At 61.1% G+C, this 13,578-nt stretch carries 17 protein-coding genes and 1 riboswitch; of the genes, 13 read left to right on the forward strand and 4 right to left on the reverse strand.

Features of this window, described 5'->3' with window-relative positions:
- Positions 1 to 41 precede the first annotated feature (41 nt).
- The 5 genes from AC1D1J_RS19615 (at position 42) to cynS (ending at position 4,477) form a co-directional block, all read left to right on the forward strand.
- Positions 42 to 461, forward strand: a complete 420-nt coding sequence (locus tag AC1D1J_RS19615; protein ID WP_477686946.1) for a CBS domain-containing protein — start codon at positions 42 to 44, stop codon at positions 459 to 461.
- Between the two features lie 299 nt (positions 462 to 760).
- Entirely contained in the window at positions 761 to 2,125 is a 1,365-nt protein-coding gene (locus AC1D1J_RS19620) for a CmpA/NrtA family ABC transporter substrate-binding protein (RefSeq protein ID WP_477695616.1), read from the forward strand.
- Positions 2,126 to 2,279: 154 nt separating this feature from the next.
- On the forward strand, positions 2,280 to 3,143 hold the full coding sequence (gene ntrB, locus AC1D1J_RS19625; RefSeq protein WP_477695617.1) for a nitrate ABC transporter permease: 864 nt from the start codon (positions 2,280 to 2,282) through the stop codon (positions 3,141 to 3,143).
- A 46-nt stretch (positions 3,144 to 3,189) separates the two neighbouring features.
- On the forward strand, positions 3,190 to 3,987 hold the full coding sequence (locus AC1D1J_RS19630) for an ABC transporter ATP-binding protein (protein ID WP_477695618.1): 798 nt from the start codon (positions 3,190 to 3,192) through the stop codon (positions 3,985 to 3,987).
- 46 nt (positions 3,988 to 4,033) lie between these two features.
- Positions 4,034 to 4,477 carry a cyanase gene (gene cynS / locus AC1D1J_RS19635; RefSeq protein ID WP_477695619.1) on the forward strand — a complete coding sequence of 148 codons (444 nt, stop codon included), beginning with the start codon at positions 4,034 to 4,036 and terminating at the stop codon, positions 4,475 to 4,477.
- A gap of 34 nt (positions 4,478 to 4,511) precedes the next feature.
- Here cynS and AC1D1J_RS19640 read toward each other — a convergent pair whose 3' ends face one another.
- The 4 genes from AC1D1J_RS19640 to AC1D1J_RS19655 are packed head-to-tail and all read right to left on the reverse strand — an operon-like array spanning position 4,512 to position 6,265.
- Entirely contained in the window at positions 4,512 to 4,835 is a 324-nt protein-coding gene (locus tag AC1D1J_RS19640; protein WP_477648253.1) for a hypothetical protein, read from the reverse strand.
- A gap of 14 nt (positions 4,836 to 4,849) precedes the next feature.
- A complete protein-coding gene (locus AC1D1J_RS19645; RefSeq protein ID WP_477695620.1) occupies positions 4,850 to 5,233 on the reverse strand; it encodes a DUF1801 domain-containing protein in 384 nt (127 codons plus the stop codon).
- A 52-nt stretch (positions 5,234 to 5,285) separates the two neighbouring features.
- Positions 5,286 to 5,807, reverse strand: coding sequence for a hypothetical protein (locus AC1D1J_RS19650; RefSeq protein WP_477695621.1), 522 nt, complete (start codon positions 5,805 to 5,807; stop codon positions 5,286 to 5,288).
- Positions 5,808 to 5,815: 8 nt separating this feature from the next.
- Positions 5,816 to 6,265: an NIF family HAD-type phosphatase gene (locus AC1D1J_RS19655; protein WP_477695622.1), complete on the reverse strand. Its 450-nt coding sequence runs from the start codon at positions 6,263 to 6,265 to the stop codon at positions 5,816 to 5,818.
- Positions 6,266 to 6,479: 214 nt separating this feature from the next.
- Here AC1D1J_RS19655 and AC1D1J_RS19660 point away from each other — a divergent pair, with 214 nt between their 5' ends.
- The 8 genes from AC1D1J_RS19660 (at position 6,480) to phnD (ending at position 13,497) form a co-directional block, all read left to right on the forward strand.
- Entirely contained in the window at positions 6,480 to 7,712 is a 1,233-nt protein-coding gene (locus AC1D1J_RS19660) for a CaiB/BaiF CoA transferase family protein (protein ID WP_477695623.1), read from the forward strand.
- Between the two features lie 30 nt (positions 7,713 to 7,742).
- The gene (locus AC1D1J_RS19665) at positions 7,743 to 8,477 is read left to right on the forward strand and encodes an alpha/beta fold hydrolase (protein WP_477689457.1); all 735 of its coding nucleotides are present in this window, start codon (positions 7,743 to 7,745) and stop codon (positions 8,475 to 8,477) included.
- Positions 8,474 to 8,956: a thioredoxin domain-containing protein gene (locus tag AC1D1J_RS19670; protein ID WP_477695624.1), complete on the forward strand. Its 483-nt coding sequence runs from the start codon at positions 8,474 to 8,476 to the stop codon at positions 8,954 to 8,956. The genes AC1D1J_RS19665 and AC1D1J_RS19670 overlap by 4 nt, the downstream gene beginning before the upstream one ends.
- 196 nt (positions 8,957 to 9,152) lie before the next feature.
- Positions 9,153 to 9,695 carry a GrpB family protein gene (locus tag AC1D1J_RS19675; protein ID WP_477695625.1) on the forward strand — a complete coding sequence of 181 codons (543 nt, stop codon included), beginning with the start codon at positions 9,153 to 9,155 and terminating at the stop codon, positions 9,693 to 9,695.
- A 102-nt stretch (positions 9,696 to 9,797) separates the two neighbouring features.
- Positions 9,798 to 9,887: riboswitch (glycine riboswitch) on the forward strand.
- 232 nt (positions 9,888 to 10,119) lie between these two features.
- On the forward strand, positions 10,120 to 11,433 hold the full coding sequence (locus AC1D1J_RS19680) for a D-amino acid dehydrogenase (protein WP_477695626.1): 1,314 nt from the start codon (positions 10,120 to 10,122) through the stop codon (positions 11,431 to 11,433).
- A 93-nt stretch (positions 11,434 to 11,526) separates the two neighbouring features.
- Entirely contained in the window at positions 11,527 to 11,733 is a 207-nt protein-coding gene (locus AC1D1J_RS19685) for a DUF1737 domain-containing protein (protein ID WP_477668885.1), read from the forward strand.
- Positions 11,733 to 12,248 carry a DinB family protein gene (locus tag AC1D1J_RS19690; protein WP_477695627.1) on the forward strand — a complete coding sequence of 172 codons (516 nt, stop codon included), beginning with the start codon at positions 11,733 to 11,735 and terminating at the stop codon, positions 12,246 to 12,248. Before AC1D1J_RS19685 ends, AC1D1J_RS19690 begins: the two co-directional genes overlap by 1 nt.
- 283 nt (positions 12,249 to 12,531) lie before the next feature.
- On the forward strand, positions 12,532 to 13,497 hold the full coding sequence (gene phnD, locus AC1D1J_RS19695) for a phosphate/phosphite/phosphonate ABC transporter substrate-binding protein (protein ID WP_477689451.1): 966 nt from the start codon (positions 12,532 to 12,534) through the stop codon (positions 13,495 to 13,497).
- Positions 13,498 to 13,578 lie beyond the last annotated feature (81 nt).

Here is a 13,578-nt window from a genome sequence, read left to right on the forward strand (position 1 = left end):
GTTGCAGACGGCGCCGCCGGCTCAACCCAAGGAGTATTTCAATGACAACCGTCACCGACGTGATGACCCGCAATGTGCGAACCCTGGCCTCCACTGACACAGTGGCTTCGGCCGCGAAAGCGATGGACGAACTCGACGTGGGCGTGATCCCCGTGTGCGAAGGCGACAAACTGCTGGGCGTCGTGACCGACCGCGACATCGTCGTGCGCGCCGTGGCGCAGGGCCTGGACGGTGACACGCCGCTGAGCAAGGTGATGAGCAAAGACGTGCGCACCGCCCGCGAAAGCGACGACCTGGACACGGTGCTCGCCGAGATGGCTACCAGCCAGATACGCCGCCTGCCGGTGCTTGATGCCTCGGATGGCCTGGTCGGCATCATTTCGATTGGCGACATCGCGGTCAAGGGGCAGGACGAAGAAGACGTTGGCCAGTCCCTGGGCGAAATCTCCTCCCCGGCGTGATCGCCCCCACCGCAGGGTACCGGGCGGTGCCCTGCGCGGATTTGGTGCGGTGACGGCACCGCCGCGCCGCTGTGCGCAGGCGCGAAGCTGCTGAAGGTTCAAAAAACCATTAAGCGCCTGCGCCGGCGCACGAAAAGGCAGCATGCCGACTCCGCTGCGCCGGTTTTTGTAGTGAGTGCCCTACACACTGTCATGGCATCCACAGCGAAATGCGGCACCTGCCGCGCTTTCGCCCCAATTGGCCAAAATTGGCCCGCTGCTTGCAAGACAGCCGCATCTTCCAAAGAAAGGTGCGCGCCATGTCTGACCTCTTTTCTCCCTACGACGCCGACCAGCCCCTGATGCTCAAATGCAGCTGCGGCAGGGACCACAGCGCGGCCGATCACCATGCCGCCGATGCGTCTGCCGCCAGCCCGCAAGCGCTCTCACACAGCTTTATGGAAGCCAGCCTGGTGAAGGCGCTGTTCCCCGTCGACAGCGTGCGCCGCAGCTTCTTGCGCGCGGTGGGCGCCAACACGGCGCGCGCTGCGATTGCCTCGGTGCTACCGCTCGGCGCGCTGGAGGCCATGGCGCAAGACCGCGTGCCCCTGGAAAAGAAGGATCTGAAGATCGGCTTCATCGCCATCACCTGTGCCAGCCCGCTCATCATGGCCGACCCGCTGGGCTTTTACAAAAAAGAAGGCCTCAACGTGCAGCTCAACAAGACCGCCGGCTGGGCGCTGATACGCGACAAGATGATCAACAAGGAGCATGACGCCTCCCACTTCCTGTCACCCATGCCGCTGGCAATGACCATGGGCCTCGGTTCCAACCAGGTCAACATGAATGTGGCCAGCATCCAGAACACCAATGGCCAGGCCATCACGCTGCATGTGAAGCACAAGGCGAATCGCGACCCGAAGAACTGGAAAGGCTTCAAGTTCGCGATTCCGTTCGAGTACAGCATGCACAACTTTTTGCTGCGCTACTACCTGGCCGAGAACGGCCTGAACCCCGACACCGACGTGCAGCTGCGGGTGGTGCCGCCGCCCGAGATGGTGGCCAACCTGCGCGCCGGCAACATCGACGGCTTCCTCGGCCCGGATCCTTTCAACCAGCGCGCGGTGTACGACGAGGTCGGTTTCATCCACATCCTCTCCAAGGAAATCTGGGACGGCCACCCCTGCTGCGCCTTTGGCGTCAGCGACGAGTTCATCCAGAAGAACCCCAACACCTTTGCCGCGCTGTACCGCGCGGTGCTGGGTGCCTCCTTCATGGCCAGCCAGCCCAAAGACCGCGACCTGATCGCCAAGGTGATCGCGCCTACGCAATACCTCAATCAGCCCGAGGCCGTGCTGCAGCAGGTGTTGACCGGAAAATTCGCCGACGGCCTGGGCAATATCCGCAACGTGCCGGACCGCGCCAACTTCGACCCGGTGCCGTGGCAGAGCATGGCGGTGTGGATGCTCACGCAGATGAAGCGCTGGGGTTATGTGAAGGGTGAGGTTAACTACAAACAGATCGCCGAAAAGGTCTTCATGCTGACGGATGCCAAGAAGCAGATGGCGCTGGCCGGCTTCAAGCCGCCTGAAGGCGCTTACAAGAAGTTCAAGGTCATGGGCAAGGAGTTTGATCCGGCCAAGCCTGACGATTACGTGAAGAGCTTCGCCATCAACAAATTATGAGCCCCCACGGTCACTCACTTCGTGTTGCCTGCGGCCTTTCCCTGCCCCTTTCATCACAAAAGGGGCCGCTGCGCCTGCGGCCGGGCAAAGCCGGTTCCGCGGCCCCGGCTTGGTTTTCCTTGGCGACCCAAGCCCGCTCACCTCTTGTCTCACCATGAAATCTTTAAATTTAAAGGCGGGCCTGGTCTCGCTGCTGATCTTCCTGGCCTTTCTCGGCATCTGGTACATGGCCACGCTGCCATCGCCCGGCACGCCCGCGGCCAGCACCGCGGGCCTGAGCGCCGAACAGATCGAGTACCAGAAGATGATGGGCAAGGACCCGGGCAACACCAAGACCACCGGCTTCCCCACACTGGGCCAGATGGGCACAGCCATCTGGAAGCAGGTGTCCAACCCGCTGTATGACAACGGCCCCAACGACAAGGGCATCCTGATCCAGCTCGGCCATTCGCTGGCACGCGTGGGCCTGGGCTTTCTGTTGGCGTGTGCGGTCGCGGTGCCGCTGGGTTTTGTGATCGGCATGTCGCCGCTGCTGCGCCGGGCGTTTGACCCTTTCATCCAGGTGCTTAAACCCATCTCGCCGCTGGCGTGGATGCCGCTGGCGCTCTACACCATCAAGGACTCATCGATCTCGGGCATTTTTGTGATCTTCATCTGCTCGGTCTGGCCCATGCTGATCAACACCGCCTTCGGTGTGGCTTCAGTCAAACGTGAATGGCTCAACGTGGCCAGCACGCTGGAAGTGAGCCCCCTGCGCAAGGCCTTCCAGGTGATCCTGCCGGCGGCGGCGCCCACCATCCTGACCGGCATGCGCATCTCCATGGGCATCGCCTGGCTGGTCATCGTCGCCGCCGAAATGCTGGTGGGCGGCACCGGCATTGGCTACTTCGTCTGGAATGAGTGGAACAACCTCTCACTCACCAACGTGATCTTCGCCATCCTGGTCATCGGCATCGTCGGCATGCTGCTGGACCTGGCCTTCGCTCAACTACAGAAGGTCGTCACTTATGTGGAGTGAGCCTATTGCGCGCGCCCCTGTCGCCACGCCAATGAAAGAACACAACATGCAGCAGGGATTCCTCAAGATCGAAGGCCTGAGCAAAGCCTTTACGCCCGCCCGGCCGGTATTTGCCGACGTGTCCTTCACCATCAGCAAGGGCGAGTTCGTCTGCATCATCGGCCACTCGGGCTGCGGCAAGACCACCATCCTCAATGTGCTGGCCGGGCTGGACAGCGCCACAGCCGGCCACATCTTCATGGAAAACCGCGAGATCGGCGGCCCCAGCCTGGAGCGCGGCGTGGTGTTCCAGAGCCACGCCCTCATGCCCTGGCTCACCGTGCGCAAGAACATCGCGTTTGCGGTGGTGTCACGCTGGGCCGATTGGACTTCGGCACAAGTCAATGCGCATGTGGAAAGGTTCGTCGCCATGGTGGGCCTGACACCCGCCATCGACAAAAAACCGTCGCAGCTCTCAGGCGGCATGAAGCAACGCGTAGGCATTGCCCGCGCCTTTGCCATCCAGCCCAAGATGCTGCTCCTCGACGAACCCTTCGGCGCACTCGATGCCCTGACGCGCGGCACCATCCAGGACGAACTGATGGCCATCGTGCGCGAGACGCAGCAAACCGTTTTCATGATCACGCATGACGTGGATGAAGCCATTTTGCTGGCCGACCGCATCCTCTTGATGAGCAACGGCGCCGACAACGAAGGCGTCTACGCCCCAGGCCGCATCGCCGAAGAAGTCATCAACCCGTTGCCACGAGAACGCACGCGCGCCGGCCTCCACCACCTGCCCGGCTACTACGACCTGCGCAACCACATCGTCGACTTTTTGGTCACGCGCGCCAAAGCGCATTGACTATTCCCGCTTTTCACTTCACCCATCTCACATACAGGAGCAAACCATGAACCGCAACGACATCACCGAAAAAATCATCACCGTCAAAGTCAGCAAAGGCATCACCTGGGAATCCGTCGCCAAGAAGGTGGGCCTCAGCAAAGAGTGGACAACCGCCGGCTGCCTGGGCCAGATGACGTTCGACGCCAAACAGGCCAAAGTCATCGGCAAGATTTTTAGTCTCACGGCTGAAGAGCAGAAATGGCTGCAAGTCGTGCCCTACAAAGGCTCACTGCCCACACCCGTACCCACCGACCCGCTGATCTACCGCTGGTATGAAATCGTCAGCGTCTACGGCACCACGATCAAGGAACTGATCCACGAAGAATTCGGCGACGGCATCATGAGCGCGATCGACTTCAGCATGGACATCGTGCGGCAGCCTGACCCCAAAGGGGATCGGGTGAATGTGGTGTTGTCGGGGAAGTTCTTGCCGTACAAGACTTATTGAGCCGACGGCGTGTGGCTCGTCGTTTAAGTCGCGCTTACGCCAGAAAAGTCAGATAAACAAAGACAACGGCGGCAACGGTGCAAGCCAGGACCACTGCCGCAACAACCTTGAGAAGACTTGAAAGGCGTTGCCACCCGTCACAAATCTGATCAAAGGTCAAACCCGTGGCCAGCTGAATGACGAAGTAAGGGATGAAATAGAGCGGTATGGCCTGCAACCCGCGCCCGCGTCCGGGTCGCAAGTAACCTGCATCCACCAGCCAGGCGACGGGTTTGAGCAGCGCAACATAGATGCACCCGACGATCACCAGAACGAGGATCGCAAAGACTCTTGGAGACAAGGGTTTCAAAGATTTCACGGGATGGTTCGCTGTTAAAGCTTCGTAGGATCGCCAAACGTCTTGTTGAGTCGCACCGCCTCTCTGACGAGACGTCGCGACAAGGCCGCGTTGACCTCATCACCCTCGTGAAACTCTCTCGTCGCCATTTCGTACTTGCCGCCGGGTTTGAGCAGCGGGTCCATCTCGCGAAGGCGCTGCCCACGCCAGAAACCGAACAACGCGCGGTTTTCTTCTGCTCGGATCAGCAGCGCCGGCCCGTTCGACAGATAGACCAGATGACCCCACTTGATGACTTCTTCCAAAGCGGCGCCACCCAGGACAGCTGCCCGTAGTTGCTCAACCGTCGCACGATGCCAGCCGGACAAGGCCGCGACGTATGCATCAGGACTCGCGGCTGGGGTGGTCTTCTTCATCATGAAAAGTGTTCCCTGCTTGTGGCGATCTTCTCGACTGTCGTGTTGATCCGATTCAGGCAAATCGCTTTCTGAGATACCGATCAATTGAGTTGAGAATTTTGAAGCGATTGCGTTTAAGCGTGGCGAACGTGGGAATTCGCCCGATTATTCTTGATAGGCGCCAGTCATTCATGAGCATTCTTCGCAACAGGACCTTGTTGCCGGCAACATGCGCTCGAATCACTACAAGTTGCTCGGTGTTCCAGGACCAAAGAATGCCTTCCGCAACTTTGATTTGGATGTGAGCGGCCTCTGGCCAAGTGAGAGACGTTGCAATCTTTCCGCACTTCCCACATGCGCCGCGACCAACTATTGAGCCGCAGATTTCGCCTTTCAGAACCGTATAACCGCTGCTCTCAGGGTTGTATGGGTAGGCGGGAATAGGATCCGGATTGAACAGGTAAGGCGCTTCACACTGACTGCACGTCGCCTCAATGACGGATGGACGTTCATAGGTCCAGTAACGGCCCTCGACGGGGTTCCAGAAACGCCGGATCGAGCGACTAAGTGGATAGAGTGATGGCATTTCGCGCATGAGGAGGTCTAGCTTTTTGATATATCAGCGTATTGCTCCAATACTGCCAACATTTTTGACAACCCCGTGTCCGTGGCTTCATACGGGTAGTCGAAATATTCGACCTGCAGCCACTGCGACTCCTGGCCAGGATGAACATACTTCTCAAAGTCATCGACCAGCAGCGCGTCCTGTGGGTCAACTCCAGGAATGAAGTTGAGATCTTTGGTCTTGCCCTGCCAGCTGACGTATTCGATGCTTGCGTACCACTCCGGTGCGACTCTCTCTTCCACGAGGAGCTTTGCGATGGTTCTGAATCGCTCTTCTTTGACTGTGGTGAACATCACCACGCGAGGAAACAACTCATGGCAGCGTGACAAGAACTCAAAGAGACCAGGTCGTGGAATTTGGCTCATCGCGTTTGAGATGAGAGTTCCCTCAAGATCAAGAGCCAGCACACGAGGTCGATTTAATTGCATCGAAGCCCCTCCGAAACCTGTCCTGGAGCCATCGTCCAATATTGCTGGTGGACATAACGCCCTGCAAAATGGCGCGGCCTTGAAGTTTTGTTTTTTTCATGGAAAAACAGCTTACATCAACCTGAGGCACACACACTGACATATTGAATCGGTGAAGTCCCCGATGACCTGGACGCGCCGCACACCGCCCCGATGTAAAGGCAAAATGGCAAACATGAACTCCCTATCCGGCATCCGCGTCCTCGACCTCTCCCGCGTACTCGCAGGCCCCTGGTGTACCCAGACACTCGCTGACCTGGGCGCGGATGTCATCAAGATTGAACGGCCCGGCACGGGTGACGACACCCGCACCTGGGGCCCGCCGTTTTTGAAGGACGCGCGGGGGGCGGACACTGAAGCTGCCTACTACCTGGGCACGAACCGCAACAAGCGTTCCGTGACCTGCGACATTGCGCAGCCTGCGGGCCAGGCACTGGTGCGGGAGCTGGCTGCCCATTGCGATGTGTTTGTGGAGAACTTCAAAGTAGGCGACATGGCACGCTATGGGCTTGATTACGCCTCGTTGAAAGCCATCAACCCGCGCCTCGTGTATTGCTCGGTCACGGGCTTTGGGCAGAACGGGCCTTATGCGGACCGTGCGGGGTATGACTACGCAATTCAGGGCATGGGCGGGCTGATGAGTGTGACCGGTGAGCGCGACGACCTGGGCGGCGGGCCGCAGAAGGTGGGTGTGGCGGTGGCCGACCTGATGACGGGCATGTATGCGACGGTGGCGATACTGGCCGCGTTGCGCCATGCCGAGAAAACCGGTGAAGGCCAGCAGGTGGATATGGCGCTGCTGGATACCCAAGTGGCGATGCTGGCCAATCTGGGCGCCAACTACCTGGTGAGCGGCAAGGCGCCTGGCCGGGCGGGCAATGCGCACCAGAACATCGTGCCTTACCAGGTGTTTGAAGTAGCGCCCGCGGCTGACGGCAGCAAGGACCATTTGATTCTGGCGGTGGGCAATGACTCGCAGTATGCGAAGTTCTGCGCCGTGGCCAACATTCCGGAGCTGGCGACCAACCCGCTGTTTTCCACCAACCGCAACCGTGTGCAGAACCGTGGGCAGCTGGTGCCGATTCTGGAAGCGGTGATGAAGACACGCAGCAAGGCCGACTGGCTGGGCGCGCTGGAAGCAGCCAAGGTTCCGTGCGGCGCCATCAACAGCCTGGCAGAGGTGTTCGCTGACCCGCAGATCGAGGCCCGCAAGATGGTGACCGAGTGGAAGCACCCGGTGAAGGATGATTTGCGACTGGTCTCCAGCCCCATCCGCATGAGCGCCACGCCGGTGCGCACCGACCTGCCGCCGCCGCTGCTGGGCCAGCATACGGACGAAGTGCTGCGCGAGGTGCTGAACTATTCAGACGCCCAGCTATCTGAACTGAAGAGCGGCAAGACCATTTGATGCAGCAACCTTTAACAAGGAGGTGACGCAATGAAACACAATTTTGTTCTGGTGCACGGCGCGTGGCATGGCGGCTGGTGCTGGCGGCGGGTGGCGCAGGCGCTGCAGCTGGACCACCACAAGGTCTTCACGCCGACACTGACCGGCCTGGGCGAGCGCGCCCATTTGCTCTCACCCACGATCAACCTCGACACGCACATCAACGACGTGATCAACCTGATCGAGGCGGAAGAGTTGCATGAGGTGACGCTCGCGGTGCATTCCTATGCCGGCATGATCGGCACGGCCGTCACTGACCGCATGCCCGACCGCATCAAGCACCTGGTGTATGTGGATGCGGTGGTGCCCAAGCCCGGCGAGAGCTGGAGCAGCACGCAGGCCAGCGCCACGCAGCAGCAGCGCATGGCGGCGGCGCAGGCTTCACCCAGCTTCAGCTTTCCGGCACCCGACCCGGAGGTGTTCGGCCTGCACGATGCCGACCGCGAATGGGTGAAGCGCCGGCAGACGCCGCACCCCGGCAACACCTACCAGGCACCGCTGGACTTTGATGTGAAGCGCGTAGCCGCTGTGCCGCGGACTTTCGTCAGTTGCACCGAGCCCGCACTGGCCACGATTGAACCCAGCCGGCTGCGCGTGAAGGACGCCAAGTTCTGGGACGGTGCATGGCTGCCGAATTCGCGCGTGGTCGAAATCAAAACCGGCCATGACCCCATGATCAGCGAACCGGCTGCGCTGACGAAGATTTTGCTGGAAAGCGCTGAATGAGCCCGGTGGGCCGCCGCCAGTTCACTGCCGTGCTGGCAGCCGGGCTGGCCGTGCCCCAGCTCGCGCTGGCCAAAGACACGGCCTTGCCTGTGCCGGCCTCTTTGCCGGCGGCCGCTGGAATCGCCGCCCTTAAAAATGAGCCGCTGGTGCTGCTGGTCAGCCTGCCTGGCTGCCCCTTCTGCGAACTGGTGCGGCGCAATTACCTGTTGCCGGGGCAACGCGATGGCAGCCTGCACGCCTGGCAGCTCAACATCAGCGACCGCGCGACGCCGCTGACCGGCTTTGACGGCCAGGTGACGACAGCCGCCGCCCAGGTTGCGGCATGGAAGGCCGGTTTTACCCCCACGGTGCTGTTTCTGGGCCCGGCCGGGCAAGACCTGGCGGAACGGCTGGTTGGCCTGGCGTCTACCGACTTTTATGGCGCTTACCTGGAAGAGCGGCTGGCACAGGCGCGCAAAGCTGTGCTGGCGCTCAGGTAAATGAAATGCAGATCGCCCCATTCGCAGCCGTGGGGATTTCTGGTTGCTATTGTTTTAGTAGCTGCTCGCGCCCGTCCTTATTGGGCTGAAGGCCTTTTTCATGCTCAAAATGCCCTAAAAGTGGCCTCACAAACGATTCTGGCGTGCCGCGCAGCGTTTTTCGCCCCTGCACAACAACCCACCAGCCACGCCCCGCATGACTGACCAGGAATCGCTGCTTGCCGCTATCCACGAGGAAGTGGTCTTGCAGGCCTACAACCCGGCCTGGCCCCTGCAGTTTGTGGCTGAGCGGGACCGCCTGCTTGCGCTCTCCCCCCAGCTGCCGGCCCGCCTGATCGACATCCAGCACATCGGCAGCACGGCCGTGCCCGACCTGGCGGCCAAACCGGTGATTGACATGCTGGCCGGTGTGGAATCTATCGCGGCGGCTGAAGCGCTTCTGGCGCCGCTGTGCGCCAACGGTTATACGACCTCCGCTGAATTCAATGCCTCGCTGTCTGACCGCAAATGGCTGATGCGCTGGGCAGAGGGGCGGCGCACGCATCATCTGCACCTGGTGGTGCACGGCGGCGAGGTGTGGGCGCAGCGTCTGCGTTTTCGCGACGCCCTGCGTTCGGACCCTGCGCTGGCGGCGCGGTATGCCGCGCTCAAGGCGGAACTGGCGGCCCGGCACCCGGGTGACCGCGAGGCCTATACCGATGCCAAAGCCGCGTTTGTGAAGGCGGCGAGCGAAGGCTGAGCCGCCCTGCTTCCTACTATTAAGCGCCTGAATCAACCCGCTAGACCTGTACTGAACGCCCTATTCACGCTTGGAAAAACAGGCTTCGGTGGTAAATTCAAACCCGTTCAAGCAGGAGAGCGCTGCCCCCCAAGGCAGCCACCGAAGGCGCAAACTTCCATAATCGCTCAGGTCCCGTACTGCCCGGAAACACACAGCCGTCTGGAGAGACGCCGCACGCAAGGTGCAGCGCACCGAAGGAGCAAAGCCGAAGCTTGTCATCGACATAAAAGCAGCGGCTGAATCTCTCAGGTAACAAGGACAGTGGAAGCGGCCGCAAGCATGTGATGGCTTGGCGGTTGCCACGATTCTTCCGATTCAACAGCAACCCCTGGCACGGCGCTTGCGCTACTGCAATGTTCTGCTTGAATGAAAAGGAACTGCCATGAAAGTCATGGTTTTGGGTGCGGGTGTCACGGGTATCACCACGGCCTGGTATTTGTCGCAGCGGGGGCACGAAGTCACGGTGGTCGAACGGCGCGGCGCGGCCGCGATGGAAACCAGCTTTGCCAACGGCGGGCAAATATCTGTGAGCCACGCGGAGCCCTGGGCCAACCCGGGTGCGCCACTGAAAGTGCTGCAATGGCTGGCGCGTGAAGATGCGCCGCTGCTTTTCAGGCTGCGCGCCGATGTGAACCAGTGGCTGTGGGGACTGGAGTTTTTGCGCAACTGCACGCCCGCGCGCACGGCACAAAACATCAAGCAGATCGTGAACCTGGGCATGTACAGCCGCGGCGCGCTGCAAAAACTGCGCGCCGAGCTGGGCCTGCTGTACAACGCGCAAACCAAGGGCATCCTGCACTTCTACACCAGCCAGGCCGAGTACGACGCGGCGCAGGAACCCGCGCGCATCATGCGCGAGCACGGCTGCGAACTCGACATGAAGACGGCCGACGAGTGTGTGGCGATTGAGCCCGCGCTGGCGCAATGCCGCGGCAGCATCGTGGGCGGCAGCATGACACCCAGCGATGAATCGGGTGACGCCCGCGCATTTACCGCCGCGCTGGCCGCGCGCTGCGAGCAGGCGGGTGTCAAATTTTTGTACAACACCACGGTGCTGGGCCTGGACGCCGAGCAAGGGCAGCTGAACGGCGTGCAGGTGGCGATGGGCAGCGGCGAGGCCGGCGGCAAGGTCGAGATGCTGAAAGCCGACGCGTATGTGATGTGCCTGGGCGCCTTCAGCGCGCAGTGGGCCAAGGTGCTGGGGCAAAGCCTGCGCATCTACCCGGCCAAGGGTTATTCGGTCACGCTGCCCGTCATCAACGAGGCGGCCTCCTATCAGGTCAGCCTGACGGATGACGAGTACAAGCTGGTGTTCTCGCGTTTTGGCAACCGCTTGCGCGTTGCCGGCACGGCCGAGCTCAACGGCTACAACACCGAGCTGAACCTGGTGCGCTGCAACGCCATCGTGCGCCGTGTAAAACAACTCTTTCCCGACATGACGGACGGCGAGGGCGCGCAGTTCTGGACGGGTCTGCGCCCGGCCACGCCGAGCAACGTGCCTTACATCGGCAAAAGCAAGGCCTCCAATGTCTTCCTCAACACGGGCCACGGCACGCTGGGCTGGACGCACGCCTGCGGCTCGGGCGCGGCGATTGCGGACATCGTGAGCGGGCGCGAGCCGGAAGTCGACTTTGCGTTTACCGGGATGCCGGCGCCGGGGCGTGTAATGGCATTGCCGGGGATGGCGAAGGCCTGAGCAAGGCCTGAAAAGGGGGTCTGCAGCACGGCGTCCTGCAGCAGGTGGGCGGAAACGGTAATATCGCCCTCCGTTCATCAGCTGCTTGCCGCCATGACATCACCCGCCACCACGCCCCCCGACGGTCTTCCCACCTACAGGCTCCTTACCGGCCCGGATGACGCGAGCTTTTGCCGTCGGGTGAGTGAAGTGCTTGCCATGGGTTACGAGCTTTACGGCTCGCCGGCGGCGACCTTCAATGGCGAGAACGTGATCGTGGCGCAGGCGGTGCTGTGGCCTTCGCTGCGCAAGGCCGGCTGATGAGCCCTGCCCTGCCCCTGAACCCTGCAACGCTTCAGGCCATGGCGGATTTTCCGCGCCAGCTGGAACAGTTTTACGACGCGATTCCTGAAAGCCACAAGGGTTGGACGCCGCCGTCGTGGGAAGGCATTCCGAGCGAACATTTCACGGCCCTCGCGCAGATCTGCCACGTCAGGGACATCGAGATTGACGGCTACCACGTGCGATTTCAGCGCACCTTGTCAGAGGCCAGCCCCGTGCTGGAATCACTGGACGGCTATGTACTGGAAAAGGAACGCGACTACGCGGCAGCTGATGCGCAGGAAGTCTTCGCGGCGTTTCGGGCAGCACGCACCCGGACGATGGCCATGCTGTCGGGCATCACGCCCGAGCAACTTGGCCGCACGGCGGAATTCGAAGGTTACGGCGCGCTCACGTTGCGCAGCCTGGTGCATTACCTGTGCAGCCACGACCAGCAGCACCTGGCCGGGCTGCAATGGCTGCTCGGGAAAATCGACGCCTCCCTCGCCGCTTGAGGCCTTCACCCCCTGTCGCACAGCACGGGCATCCTGAGGCGCAGTATTGGCCGCCTCCCAAGCGCTTACAGGTTGCCAGGGCCGTCTTTTCAATGAAAAAACAACAGCCTGTGAAGCAGATACGCTGATTTATGTCACGAAGGTATTCATTCGAATGTAACAAAAAGTTCGTTTTGACGCACCGTCATGCACACTGATTGGGCTGGGAACGCGGTTTGTGCGGCCAAGGACACACAAACAGCATTCCTACGTATCTGTTTCATAGACAACTGGAGTGATCAACATGAAGTTTTATCTGCGCCACGCAGCAATATTGGCCAGCGCCGCTTGCGCCCTGGGTTCGGCAACAGCCCAGACCGACGAGGCGAAGCCTGCACGCAAGGCGAAAGCTGCGGCTGCTACCCCTGCGCCCGAAAAATATTCCGGCCCACGCGAAAAAATGGTCGTGGCCATGCCCAAGACCTACGGCAAGAGCGAAACCATGGCCTTGTGGGGCGACTACTTCAGCCACCTGTCACGCTGCGGAAACATCGACCTGCAAAACGCGCAAGGCGAATCGATGGACAAGACCAGCAACATCGACATCCTCGGTGAAAAAGAGCTGATTGAAGGTATCTCGGCCGGCAAGGTCCAGCTGGCACAGGTCAACCCCGGCCTGGCTGCGCAGTTGGTCACCGCCGGCCAGCCGGCGCCGTTTGGCGTTCCCGGCAACAAGGCCAGCGGCGTGCGCAACTCCTACAAGCTGATTCTGATCACCCGCATCGACAGCCCGTACAGGGAGCCCAAGGATCTGATCGGCAAGAAAATCGCGCACACCACGCCAACCTCGAACTCGGGCAACCTCGCGCCGCGCGCGCTGTTCCCGGCGCTGGGCCTGACGCCGGACAAGGACTACGAAGTCGTGTTCTCCAACGGCCACGAGCGCTCCGTCACGGGCGTGATGCATGGTTTTTATCCGGCCGCAGCCGTGGCCAGCGATTTGTACCAGCGCATGGTCGTCAAGGGCGACGTCAAAGGCTCGAGCATTCGCACGATCTGGGAAAGCCCGCCCTTCATGACGGAAACCTGGACCATGAGCAAGGACGTATCGCCCGAACTGCAGGCACGCGTGAAGAAATGCTCGTTCAGCTACAGCTTCTCGCCCACACTGAAAAAGCAGCTTCCCGGCAACGACACCTTCCTGCCCATCAACTTTGATCGCGACTTCGCGACGGTGATGCAGGTCTACCGCGCCAGTCAAAAGAAGTAGAGCCCCCACGCTCCCCCACTTCGTGTGGGTCGCTGCCCCCCGAGGGGGCCGCCCGCCTGCGGTCTGGCAAAGCCAGTCCCG

It is taken from the genome of Polaromonas sp. P1_F8 (assembly GCF_056405635.1).

Coding starts and splice junctions, on each gene's coding strand:
- AC1D1J_RS19615 (WP_477686946.1), top strand. CDS start 42: ATGACAACCGTCACCGACGTGATGACCCGCAATGTGCGAACCCTGGCC.
- AC1D1J_RS19620 (WP_477695616.1), top strand. CDS start 761: ATGTCTGACCTCTTTTCTCCCTACGACGCCGACCAGCCCCTGATGCTC.
- ntrB (WP_477695617.1), top strand. CDS start 2,280: ATGAAATCTTTAAATTTAAAGGCGGGCCTGGTCTCGCTGCTGATCTTC.
- AC1D1J_RS19630 (WP_477695618.1), top strand. CDS start 3,190: ATGCAGCAGGGATTCCTCAAGATCGAAGGCCTGAGCAAAGCCTTTACG.
- cynS (WP_477695619.1), top strand. CDS start 4,034: ATGAACCGCAACGACATCACCGAAAAAATCATCACCGTCAAAGTCAGC.
- AC1D1J_RS19645 (WP_477695620.1), bottom strand. CDS start 5,233: ATGATGAAGAAGACCACCCCAGCCGCGAGTCCTGATGCATACGTCGCG.
- AC1D1J_RS19650 (WP_477695621.1), bottom strand. CDS start 5,807: ATGCGCGAAATGCCATCACTCTATCCACTTAGTCGCTCGATCCGGCGT.
- AC1D1J_RS19655 (WP_477695622.1), bottom strand. CDS start 6,265: ATGCAATTAAATCGACCTCGTGTGCTGGCTCTTGATCTTGAGGGAACT.
- AC1D1J_RS19660 (WP_477695623.1), top strand. CDS start 6,480: ATGAACTCCCTATCCGGCATCCGCGTCCTCGACCTCTCCCGCGTACTC.
- AC1D1J_RS19665 (WP_477689457.1), top strand. CDS start 7,743: ATGAAACACAATTTTGTTCTGGTGCACGGCGCGTGGCATGGCGGCTGG.
- AC1D1J_RS19670 (WP_477695624.1), top strand. CDS start 8,474: ATGAGCCCGGTGGGCCGCCGCCAGTTCACTGCCGTGCTGGCAGCCGGG.
- AC1D1J_RS19675 (WP_477695625.1), top strand. CDS start 9,153: ATGACTGACCAGGAATCGCTGCTTGCCGCTATCCACGAGGAAGTGGTC.
- AC1D1J_RS19680 (WP_477695626.1), top strand. CDS start 10,120: ATGAAAGTCATGGTTTTGGGTGCGGGTGTCACGGGTATCACCACGGCC.
- AC1D1J_RS19685 (WP_477668885.1), top strand. CDS start 11,527: ATGACATCACCCGCCACCACGCCCCCCGACGGTCTTCCCACCTACAGG.
- AC1D1J_RS19690 (WP_477695627.1), top strand. CDS start 11,733: ATGAGCCCTGCCCTGCCCCTGAACCCTGCAACGCTTCAGGCCATGGCG.
- phnD (WP_477689451.1), top strand. CDS start 12,532: ATGAAGTTTTATCTGCGCCACGCAGCAATATTGGCCAGCGCCGCTTGC.